Annotated in this window: 5 protein-coding genes; 3 read left to right on the forward strand and 2 right to left on the reverse strand. The window is 53.2% G+C overall.

Annotation, left to right across the window (positions count from 1 at the left end; all coding sequences use genetic code 11):
- Positions 1-178: 178 nt before the first annotated feature.
- The gene (locus QVP67_RS15110) at positions 179-1618 is read right to left on the reverse strand and encodes a CCA tRNA nucleotidyltransferase (protein WP_022164386.1); all 1440 of its coding nucleotides are present in this window, start codon (positions 1616-1618) and stop codon (positions 179-181) included.
- Positions 1619-1790: 172 nt separating this feature from the next.
- Between QVP67_RS15110 and QVP67_RS15115 the strand changes: the two genes are divergently transcribed.
- Positions 1791-2615, forward strand: coding sequence for a hypothetical protein (locus tag QVP67_RS15115; protein WP_022164387.1), 825 nt, complete (start codon positions 1791-1793; stop codon positions 2613-2615).
- Between the two features lie 2 nt (positions 2616-2617).
- On the opposite strand, the gene QVP67_RS15120 is transcribed toward QVP67_RS15115, so the two are convergent.
- Positions 2618-6631 carry a DEAD/DEAH box helicase gene (locus tag QVP67_RS15120; RefSeq protein WP_022164388.1) on the reverse strand — a complete coding sequence of 1338 codons (4014 nt, stop codon included), beginning with the start codon at positions 6629-6631 and terminating at the stop codon, positions 2618-2620.
- An 84-nt stretch (positions 6632-6715) separates the two neighbouring features.
- Between QVP67_RS15120 and QVP67_RS15125 the strand changes: the two genes are divergently transcribed.
- Positions 6716-8362, forward strand: a complete 1647-nt coding sequence (locus tag QVP67_RS15125) for an ABC-F family ATP-binding cassette domain-containing protein (RefSeq protein WP_022164389.1) — start codon at positions 6716-6718, stop codon at positions 8360-8362.
- A gap of 544 nt (positions 8363-8906) precedes the next feature.
- Entirely contained in the window at positions 8907-12284 is a 3378-nt protein-coding gene (locus tag QVP67_RS15130; protein ID WP_022164390.1) for a glycoside hydrolase family 2 TIM barrel-domain containing protein, read from the forward strand.
- Positions 12285-12371 lie beyond the last annotated feature (87 nt).

The following is a 12371-nucleotide window of genomic DNA, read 5'->3' on the forward strand; positions in this document are numbered from 1 at the left end:
TCCAAGCTTGAGAACAATATTCTCATGTCTGTGAGAACGCCCTTCTCATAACTGTGAGAATAGTTTTCTCATAACCATGAGAATGTTGTTCTCATGCCTATGAGAATAAACTTCCCCAACCGGGTTATTATCGCTAATGCCTCGGGTAAATACAGAACTTCAGTTGACTTGGAAAGCTCTATTGGTCCGATACCTTTTTCAATCCCATCTTCTGGGCACGCTCCAGCATGAACTGACGGGCCGCTTCGTACTCGTTGGGAATGACACCGTCCAGTATGGCATCCTTGATGGCGCTCTTCAGTGCACCTACCTGCTGGCAGGGAGGCAAGCCGAATGTCTCCATTATTTCCTCTCCGCTGACTGGCGGCTGGAAGTTGCGGATGCGGTCGCGTTCTTCCAGGTCTTTCAGCTTCTGGCGCACCAGTTGGAAGTTGTTCAGGAAGCGCTGTTTCTTGTCCATGTTCTTCGAGGTGATGTCGGCTTCGCAAAGCGTCATCAGGTCGTCGATGTCATCGCCCGCCTCGAACAGCAGACGACGGACGGCCGAATCGGTCACTTCTTCATCGGCTATCACGATGGGGCGCATGTGCAGTCCGACGAGCTTCTGCACATATTTCATCTTCTCGTTCATCGGCAGCTTCATCTTACGGAAGATGTTGGGTATCATCTTCTCGCCAATGAAGTTATGATTGTGGAAAGTCCAGCCCAAACGGGGCTCCCAGCGCTTGGTAGCAGGCTTGGCTATGTCGTGCAGCAACGCCGCCCAGCGCAGCCAAAGGTTGTCGGTCTTCTTACTGATGTTGTCGAGCACTTCGAGGGTGTGGTAGAAATTGTCCTTGTGGGCGCGTCCGTTGCGCGTCTCCACTCCCTGCAGGGCCACCAGTTCCGGGAAAATCAGCGCCAGAAGGCCGCAACGGTCCAGGTCGACAAAACCTTTCGAAGGTACGGGCGACAGCATGATTTTGTTCAGCTCGTCGGCAATACGTTCTTTCGAAATGATGGAAATGCGCTCCTTGTTGCGGCAAAGCGAATCGAACGTCTCATCGTCGATGTAGAAGTTCAGCTGGGTAGCAAAGCGGATGCAGCGCATCATGCGCAAGGGGTCGTCGCTGAACGTCACGTCGGGGTCGAGCGGCGTGCGGATGGTACGTTCTTTCATATCGTCCATGCCACCAAAGGGGTCTACCAGTTCGCCGTAGCGAGCTTCGTTCAGGCAGACAGCCAGAGCGTTGATGGTGAAGTCGCGACGGTTCTGGTCGTCTTCCAGCGTACCGTCTTCCACAACAGGCTTGCGGGAGTCGTGCGTGTAGGACTCCTTGCGGGCACCGACAAACTCCACTTCCGTACCGCGGAACTTCAACTGAGCCGTACCGAAGTTCTTGAAGACAGACACATGCGCACCCTTGCCCAACCGACGGCCCAACGCCTCGGCCATGGCAATGCCGCTGCCCACCACAACCACATCGATATCTTTGGAAGGACGTTGCAGAAAAATGTCGCGAACGTATCCGCCTACCACGTAGCATTCCAGCCCAAGCTCGTCTGCCGTCGCGGATATTTGCTTGAATATATTGTCACTGAAACGCTGTTTCAGTTCTTCAGCTGTCAACTCTATCATATTTTATCGTTTAAGGAAACGCAAAGATACGGATATTATTTCTATTTTTGCTTCAAAATACGCTTACCTAAGTAGACGAGTTTATCAGTTTATAAGTTTTTGAGTTTTTAAGTTGAAGTAAAACAATAACTTATAAACTTACAGACTCAAAAAAACAAAGAACGGAACACCCATGAAGAAAGAATTACTCCTGGCCTGCCTTTGCGGCCTGCTCGTAGCCTGCGAAAACATCGAAAAGAAAGCTGCCGTACAGCTGCAGGCAGCACGTACCGCCTACGAAAACGGCGACTACAACGAAGCCAAACTGCGGATAGACAGTATCAAGATACTCTACCCGAAAGCATTCGACACACGGCGCGAAGGCCAGAAGCTGATGCTTGAAGTGGAACTGAAGGAACAGGAAAAAACTCTTGCTTATCTGGACAGCACCCTCAACGGAAAACAGAAGGAACTGGATGCGCTGAAAGGGAAATTCGTACTTGAGAAAGACACTGCCTACCAGCAAGTCGGGCTCTACCTGCATCCGTCACAGGTGATTGAGAAGAACCTGCACCGCTCGTTCCTGCGCTTCCAGGTAGACGAAACGGGTAAAATGAGCATGACCTCCATCTACTGCGGAGCAAGCAACATCCACCACATTGCCGTGAAAGTGACAGCCCCCGACGGCAGCTTTGCCGAAACCCCTGCCTCGAAAGACAGTTACGAAACGACCGACCTGGGCGAAAAGATTGAAAAAGCCGACTACAAACTGGGCGAAGACGGCAACGTCATCGGATTCATCTGCATGAACCGCGACAAGAACCTCAAGGTGAACTATCAGGGAGAGCGTTCCTACTCGACCACCATGACTGCTACCGACCGCCAGGCTGCTGCCGGCATCTACGAACTGGCCCAAGTGCTGGCTGCCATCACCGAAATCAAACAGAACATCGAGGAAGCCAACCGGAAATTGGAGTTCGTCAAGCATAAGCTGGCGCAACCCCGCACGGAGGAGTAGACTTATCCGTCCTGTTCCGTCAGCATCTCCAGCAGTTCCTTGTCGGTCAGTTTGTAACCGGCGTTGGCGCCTTCGAGCAATGAGTCGGCCAAGTCGCGCTTGGTGCGGTGAAGGCGCAGTATTTTCTCTTCGATGGTGTGCTGGGCTATCAGGTGATAAACGGTCACACGATTCTGTTGCCCGATGCGATAGGCACGGTCGGTGGCCTGTTGTTCGATGGCCGGATTCCACCACGGGTCCAGATGGATGACGTAATTGGCTCCCGTCAGATTCAGCCCCAGTCCGCCAGCCTTCAGACTGATGAGGAAGATGGGGCACTCGCCCTGCTGGAACTTGCGTACCAGTTCCTCGCGCTGCTTCATGGTTACCGAACCGTCCAGATAGAAATAAGGTTCGCCCTGCTCGTCAAGGCGCTTCCGAACCAACTCCAGGAAAGACGTAAACTGGCTGAAGACCAGTACCCGGTTGTTACCCTCCTTTATTTCGGCTATCAGGTCGAGCAACATCTGTATCTTCGTCGTCTCGCCTTTCCAGCGGCTGTCTGTCAGGGCTATGGAACAGGCGGCCTGACGCAAACGGGTGATTTCAGCCAGTGTACTCATGCTTACGGCACTGCTTTCTTCGAGCATCGCCTTGGCACGACGGCGAATCACTTCGTACACCGCCATTTCTTCTTCCGACAGCTCGACCGGCAAGGTGATTTCCATCTTCTCGGGCAGTTCTTCCACTACCTCGGACTTGGTGCGTCGCAGCATGAAAGGCTGGACAATGCGCTTCAGCTGACGTTGCTTCTCCTTATCGCCTTCTTCAATGGGAACAATGAACTTCAGGCGGAACTGTTCGTAACTGCCCAACAGGCCGGGAGTGATGAAACGGAACAGATTCCACAACTCGCTGAGATGGTTCTGTATAGGAGTACCCGTCAGGATGAGGCGTGCCGATGCCTGCAGTTGCATAGCGACTCTCGACGTCTTCGTATCACGATTCTTTATGGTATGTGCCTCGTCCAGACACACCACATTCCACTGCTTGCCCACCAGCGGCTCTTCCGCATTGACCAGCAGGCCGTAAGTCGACAACACCACATCGTATTCGCCCGCACCGTCGATAAGTGCCTTGCGGTCGTCTGCCCCGTTCAGTACATGTACGTTCAACGTAGGGGCAAAGCGTTGCAGTTCGTTCTTCCAGTTGGGAACCACCGAAGCCGGAGCCACTACCAGCGAAGCTCCTTCGGCTGCTCTGTACAACAAGAAAGCAATGGTCTGTACCGTCTTTCCCAAACCCATGTCGTCGGCCAGGCAGGCACCGGCTCCCCAACCGGACAAACGCACCATCCAGCGGAATCCTTCGAGCTGGTAACCGCGCAACGTAGCCTGCAAAGTGTTGGGAACACCGGCTTCGATCTTCATGCTGCGCCTGATCGACGCACGCAAGTCGTCCAGCAAACGGTTGCCTTGTACTTCCAGCTCGCCCGTCATGGCGTCGTCCAGCAAAGGCGCGTTGAAGCGCGAAATGTGCATCTGCCCATGTTCCTTCACGGTAAGCGCCTCCAGCTTACGCAGCTGTTTCAGCAGACTTTCGTTCAGTTTCAGGTAATCGGTTTCGTTCAGACGGATAAAGTTTCCATGGCTCTGTCCCAGCAGATCGAGCAACTGTGTCATGCTGAGCACGGTGTGGTCGTCAATCTGCACCTCTCCTTCGATGTCGAACCAATCGCCCTTTGTCTCCAGACGCACGTGCATGTTCTCGGTCCAAACGGGAAGCTTCAGACGCAGCTTTTCGCCTTCGGGCCACTCGATGTAATAAGTGTCGGAAGACTGGCGCACAAAGTCGATTAGCGAAAGCAACTCTTCGGGCAACAGGCTGATGCTCTGTCTTTCGAGCGAACGGCCGAAGCAGTCTTCCATGAAGTTGTTCAGCACTTCGTAATTCCTGCGTTCCTTGCCGAGGTGGCGCTTCACCTGCACCCGCTTGCCGTCTGCCTCGTCGAACACCAGTGCGTTTCCTTCGCCGGGCAGAAAAGCTCCCTTGCCCTTCGGTAAAGGCTTGACATAGGTCTTTACCTCGAACTGCCTGCCTTGCGGACGGACTTGCAGCGCTATCTCAGCACTTCCTTCTACCGTTTCCAGCGTAGAGCCGTTCTCCAGCAGCGACGAATGCACTTCTACCGTATCGCTGATGCGGGGCAGGAAGTCCTTCAGTTGCGCCTCGGCTTCCAAAGGGAAATATCCCACCATGAGCAGACGACGGTAATAATCCCACTGCTTCGGCGTGATGGGAATCACGGTATAATAAGTATCTGATTTCTTCAGTACAATATGACTATCGGGCGTATCAAGCAGTGCCGACAGGGGGATATTGGAGGTTATGTTAAACCGGTTCCCCACTTTCTCCACCGACAGATAAGGTTTCTCCTCGTCTACCTTCACTTGTTCGAAAGGGGCGTAATAGCCGGTATACAGACGGTCGCAGCCTACCATCATAGGCAGCATCACACTCAAATACATCGAATCATAGTTGCCCTGCCGGTATTTATTCCAGATCTGCCTGTCAAATTCGTCCATCAACGCCGAACCTTCCTGAAAGTAACGTATATTCGAAATAGGTTTTCCGCTGCTCCACTTCCCCGACTTCAGGCGGGTCTGTTCGCGCACTTCTATATAGTTATACTTGATAAGGTACATCAGTCGTGCATCCTTTTCTTCCTTCTGCACGCTGCCTGTCTGGCTTTCGTTCTTCAACAAGTCTTCTATCAGCAACTCCCATGCCTGCTTCCGGCGTATGGAAGTCAGGGCGGGCGACGTACCGTAAATTCGGGTAAGCCGGGCACGTTCCTCCTCAGTCAGATCAATGTAAGCGGACAGTTCGTGCTTTAGTACGGCCTGTTGCGGATGCAGTTCGTAAAAGCCTTTGTCCTGCAAGGGATCTGTCAATTCAAAGTAACGGTTAAACAGAAAACCCAAGTACGAATATAAGACAGACGGATGGAAGAGTGAATCAAAAAGTTGCTGTACCAGTCCCAAACTGGCTTTTCGTTCTTCGTTTCTGAAAGCACTGGCTACGATATAAGCCGGCAACAGGTTCAGCTGTTCTTTCACTCCTCTTTTGTTTCTGAACTGGTCCAGTCTCTTGATGCTTGCGGGCGAATCATCGTGCACGTAGGCCATTATGAGGAAATAGCAGGTCAGGGGATTCTCGAAAATGTTCTTTTCGTGGGCTATCTTGTTTCTTATCTTCAAAGCCTTGTCGAACAATGCCACTGCATCGGCATACCTTTCTCTATGCAGGGCATATACGGCATTCAGTATCCAGAAGAATACGTCGTCGGACGAATCCTGCAAGGGCTTGTACTCGCCGTGCGAATAGTAACGGTAAAGGGCCAGCATGGAACGCAACCGGGATCGCATCGCTGCCGGCAAGGATTTTGTTTCCAACCATTGCTGTAGGTGATTCTGGTCGTCAAGATAGTCGTTATCCTGAATATAGACCAGCAATTCCGAGAAAGCCTCTGCAAACAAGTCATCGTCCAGTTTCAGGAACAAAGGACTGATGCAGGGATCAAAAGCTACAGGAAACAGGTAAGAGTACATTAAAATCGGAATACGCAACGGTAGCAAATCGGCTTCCCGATGTTCGAGCACCGCCATAAAAGCTTCTTCCAGTTCGAGAAACATCTCATTCTTGTTATAATCGTAACCCACACACCGGCGATAGTCGTCTTCCCACTCCGGATGGCGTGTTTTCAGAAAATAAAGAACCGGGAAATAGTATTTATACGAAACGCAATACACATACATTTTGGAAGTCCAGTCGTAGTTGAAGATTGACAACATTCCCTTCGACGTCAGCAAGTCCAGCGCTTTCTTCATGCCATGGGGCATGGTCGGCAAAGTTTTCCACAGCGCTTCCAAGGTCTTGGTAGGAACAAAATCGGAGCAATATACGTAAAAGCACAATACTTTCTGGAGGGTTTCATCCAGTTCTTCTATTTTCGTACAGTTTATAACCAGATTCATGACACAGTTTTCGATTAAGGGAAGCAAAGATAAAAAGAATTACATACAAATGCACTATCTTTGCACCTCATTTAAAACGGACTTATGATTTCAATAGACGGACTGGCCGTAGAATTTGGCGGCACTACTTTATTTAGCGACATTTCTTTTGTGATTAACGAAAAGGACCGCATCGCCCTCATGGGAAAGAACGGAGCCGGGAAAAGCACCCTGCTGAAGATCCTTGCAGGCATCCGGCAGCCCACACGGGGAAAGGTATCGGTGCCCAAAGACTGCGTTGTGGCTTACCTGCCGCAGCACCTGATGACGGAAGACGGACGCACCGTGTTCGAGGAAACCGCCCAGGCCTTTGCCCACCTGCACGAGATGGAGGCCGAGATTGAACGCCTGAACAAGGAACTGGAGACGCGCACCGACTACGAGAGCGACAGCTACATGCAACTCATCGAACAAGTGTCGGCCCTGAGCGAGAAGTTCTACGCCATCGATGCCACCAACTACGAGGAAGACGTGGAAAAGACCTTGCTGGGACTTGGCTTCGAGCGGAGCGACTTCGGCCGCCCCACCAGCGACTTCAGCGGCGGATGGCGTATGCGTATCGAGCTGGCCAAACTGCTGTTGCAGAAGCCCGATGTCCTGCTGCTGGACGAGCCTACCAACCACCTGGACATCGAGTCCATACAGTGGCTCGAAGACTTCCTCATCAACAACGGCAAGGCGGTGGTAGTCATCAGCCACGACCGTAAGTTTGTAGACAACATCACCACCCGCACCATCGAAGTGACCATGGGACGCATCTACGACTACAAGGTGAACTATTCCAAATACCTGGAGCTGCGCAAGGAGCGCCGCGAACAGCAACAGAAAGCCTACGACGAACAGCAGAAGTTCATTGCCGAAACCAAAGAGTTCATCGAACGCTTCAAGGGAACTTACTCGAAAACCTTGCAAGTGCAGAGCCGCGTGAAGATGCTGGAGAAACTGGAACTGCTCGAAGTGGACGAGGAAGATACCTCGGCCCTGCGACTGAAGTTCCCCCCGTCGCCCCGCTCGGGCAACTATCCCGTCATCATGGACGGCGTAGGCAAGACGTACGGCGATCACGTGGTGTTCCGCAATGCGACGCTCACCATCGAACGCGGCGACAAGGTGGCTTTCGTAGGCCGCAACGGCGAAGGAAAGTCTACACTGGTGAAGTGCATCATGGGCGAGATTGAACACGAAGGAACCCTGACGCTGGGCCACAACGTACAGATAGGCTACTTCGCACAGAACCAGGCTTCGCTGCTGGACGAAAACCTGACGGTGTTCCAGACCATCGACGACGTGGCCAAAGGCGAAATACGCAACAAGATACGCGACCTGCTGGGTGCCTTTATGTTCGGCAGCCCCGAAGCCTCGATGAAGAAGGTAAAGGTGCTCTCCGGCGGCGAACGTACCCGACTGGCGATGATCAAACTGCTGCTCGAACCGGTCAACCTGCTCATCCTGGACGAGCCTACCAACCATCTGGACCTGAAGACCAAAGACATCCTGAAGCAGGCACTGATGGACTTCGACGGCACACTGATTGTTGTCAGCCACGACCGTGACTTCCTCGACGGACTGGTAAGCAAGGTGTACGAGTTCGGCCACCAGCGCGTCCGCGAACACCTTTGCGGCGTCTACGAATTTCTGGAAAAGAAGAAAATGGAATCGCTCAGCGAACTGGAGAGAAACAAGGTTTCCTGAAAAATCTTTTTGCATACCCAAACAGCCGTTTCCCCGTCTTCGTGACAGGCAAACGGCTGTTTTGCTTACCGCCTCTTTATCTGTTTCCCGCGAAACAGAAGCCCGAACAGCATAAAACGCCCGCAAAAGTGCATAGATATGCACGAAAACACTCCCGAAAATGCTTGTTTTCCACTTCCACAACGCTTGCGCGGAGCCGGAAGAATGCTTGTATGGCTCGCGAACATTGCTTGTGCGGTACACGAACAACGCTTGTGTGCCTCGTGAACATGGCTTTCTGGTGGAGGGAACAGTGATTTTGGCTTCGTTTTCCGTCGTTTCCATTCTATTTCAACTGTAAACATTTCGCTATCCGTCTATCTATAAGAAAGATACAGAAATCTGCCCGCAAAATTGCGCACATCCCGGGCAACGGGCAGAAATAACGGATTCTCACCGCTTCGGAAATACAAAATGACATTCTGTCAAACCGTTTTCCTCCGCATTTGCGAGACTTGATTTTTAGCGTTATCTTTGTCAACATATAACCTTAATATTCCTATTCATGGTACATCTCTTAAAAAACAGTCTGCTCCTGGTTCTCCTGAGCTGCCTGTGCCTGACCAGCGCACTGGCAAACGACACCGCCGGGCAACCGGAAAAGCCTTACTGGCAAGACATTCAAGTGATTTCGGTGAACAAGGAAGCTCCCCGCTCCTCGTTCATGACCTACGGCGACCGAGCTACGGCCCTCACCGCCCGTTACGAAAACAGTCCCTACTACCAGCTGCTGAACGGCACGTGGAAGTTCTACTTTGTCGATTCTTACCGCCAGCTTCCTGCCGGCATCACCGACCCGTCGACCGACACTTCGAACTGGGTCGACATCACCGTGCCCGGCAACTGGGAAGTGCAAGGCTTCGGCACCGCCATCTATACCAACCACGGCTACGAGTTCAAACCACGTAACCCGCAACCGCCGCTGTTGCCCGAAGCAACTCCCGTAGGTGTCTACCGCCGCGACTTCACCATCCCCGACGGCTGGGACGGACGCGACATCTATCTGCACATTGCCGGAGCCAAGTCGGGCGTGTACGTCTACGTCAACGGCCGCGAAGTGGGCTACAACGAAGACTCAAAGAATCCTGCCGAGTTCCTCATCAACCCTTACCTGCAATCCGGCAAGAACGTGCTGACGCTTAAAATCTTCCGCTGGAGCACCGGCTCCTATCTGGAGTGTCAGGACTTCTGGCGCATGAGCGGTATTGAGCGCGACGTCTTCCTGTGGTCGCAGCCCCGCATTGCCGTGCAGGACTACCGCATCGTTTCTACCCTCGACGACACCTACCGCAACGGTCTCTTCCGCCTGGCCATTGACCTGAAGAACCACAGCGGACAGGCCAAATCCGTCAGCATCGGTTACGAACTGCTCGATGCCGCAGGCCGTACAGCCGCCGCATCCGAACAAACCCTGACGCTGAAAGCCGACGGCCCCACCACAGCCACCTTCCAGAAAGAACTGGAAAACGTCAGCACCTGGAGTGCCGAGCATCCCAACCTCTACAAGTTGCTGCTCACCGTCAAGGAAGACGGCCGGGTGACCGAAGTCATCCCGCAAAACGTAGGTTTCCGCCGCATCGAAATCAAACCCATCGACCAGATAGCAGGCAACGGACAACCTTACACCGTGCTCCTGTTCAACGGACAGCCTATCAAGCTGAAAGGTGTCAACATCCACGAGCACAATCCTGAGACAGGCCACTACGTGACCGAAGAACTGATGCGCAAGGACTTCGAGCTGATGAAACTGAACAACATCAACACCGTCCGCCTGTGCCACTATCCGCAGGACCGCCGCTTCTACGAACTGTGCGACGAGTACGGACTCTACGTTTACGACGAGGCCAACATCGAGTCGCACGGCATGTACTATAACCTGCGCAAAGGTGGCACCCTGGGCAACAACCCCGAATGGCTGAAACCCCACATGGAGCGCACTGCCAACATGTACGAACGCAATAAGAACCACCCTTCGGTCACCTTCTGGTCGCTGGGCAACGAAGCCGGAAACGGATATAACTTCTACCAGACCTACCTCTATCTGAAAGAAAAGGAAGAAATGAACCGCCCCGTCAACTACGAGCGCGCCCAATGGGAGTGGAACTCTGATATGTACGTACCTCAGTACCCCAGTGCCAAATGGCTGGAAGAAGTAGGAAAAACGGGCAGCGACCGTCCCGTAGTGCCTTCGGAGTATTCGCACGCCATGGGTAACTCCAACGGTAACCTGTGGGACCAGTGGAAAGCCATCTATAAATATCCCAATCTGCAAGGTGGATACATCTGGGACTGGGTTGACCAAGGCTTGCTCGTCAAGGACGAGAACGGTACACCCTATTACGCCTACGGTGGCGACTTTGGTAAAGACATGCCGAGCGACGGAAACTTCCTGTGCAACGGTATCGTAGGACCCGACCGTACGCCTCATCCAGCCATGGCGGAAGTGAAATACGCCCACCAGAATGTAGGTTTCGAAGCTACCGACCTGGCCAACGGCAAGATTAAAGTAACCAACCGCTTCTACTTCACCGGCCTGAAGGACTACGCCATCCGCTATGCCATCCGTGCCAACGGCAAGACGCTGCGCGACGGCCGCCTCACACTCGACCTCGCACCACAGGCTTCGCAAGAGATTAGCGTACCCATGTCTGGACTCAAACCCCAGACAGGCACCGACTACCTGATAGACTTCGAAGTAACCACCACACGGGCCGAAGGCTGCATTCCCGCCGGACACGTCATTGCGCACGACCAGTTCGTCCTGCCGCAAGTGCCGACCGACAAGGACGCTTATCAGGCCGGTGGTCCCGCACTCAGCATCGACAACGAGGGCAACGAACTGAAGGTTACCTCCTCGAAAGTCAATTTCACGTTCAATAAGCAGTCGGGCATCCTTACGTCCTACCGCGTGAACGGTACCGAGTACTTCAACGGCGGATTCGGCATCCAGCCCAACTTCTGGCGTGCTCCCAACGACAACGACTACGGAAGCGGAAACCCCAAACGACTGGAGATATGGGAAGTATCGAGCCGCAACTTCCAGGTATCAAGCGCCACGGCCGAAATGTCAGGTCGCAATGCACTGGTGAACATTGTCTACAAGCTGCCTGCCGGAAACGAGTTCTTCATTACCTATAAGATATATCCCGACGGCGTGATGAATGTGTCTACCCGTTTCACTCCTGCCCACCTGGACGGCGTGAAGATAGACATCTCCGAAGCTACCGCTACGGCCACTTTCTCGCCCGGACGCGATGCCCAAAGCGTCAGCGCACGCGACAAGATGGTAGTTCCCCGCATCGGTGTCCGCTTCCGTCTGCCTGCCACGATGAACCAGCTGGCCTACCTTGGCCGCGGACCGCAGGAAAACTACTGGGACCGTAAGGCCGGTAGTCTGATAGGACTGTACAACAGCACGGCCGACGACGAATACTTCCCCTACGTACGCCCGCAGGAGAACGGTCACCACTGCGACACACGCTGGCTCTCGCTGAACGGACGCGGAAAGAGTCTGCTGATTGTAGCCGACAGCCTGATGGAGTTCAACGCCCTGCGCAACTCCGTTGAGGACTTCGACGCCGGAAAGGCCATCAACCGCCCCTACCAGTGGAACAATTTCACTCCGCAGGAGATAGCCAACCGTCCCGAGATAGGTGCTTACGACAAACCTCGTCAGACGCACATCAACGACATCACCCCGCGCGACTTTGTTGAAGTCTGCCTCGACCTGAAGCAACAGGGACTGGCCGGTTATGACAGCTGGTACTCGCGTCCCGAACCCGAATACACCCTGCCTGCCGACCGCGAATACACTTGGGGATTCACCCTGATACCCGGAGCAGGAGCCAGTCAGGCGGTGAAGAAGTTGAAATACACTTACTAATCGACTAATTTATTATCTTAGTTCTTGGCAAGTATACGATTTACTTTTATCTTTGCAACCATCAGAAGCAAAAAGGCATGGAGAAAG

This window comes from Bacteroides sp. CAG:633 (genome assembly GCF_000435115.1).
In the GTDB taxonomy this organism is placed as follows: Bacteria; Bacteroidota; Bacteroidia; order Bacteroidales; family Bacteroidaceae; genus Bacteroides; species Bacteroides ndongoniae.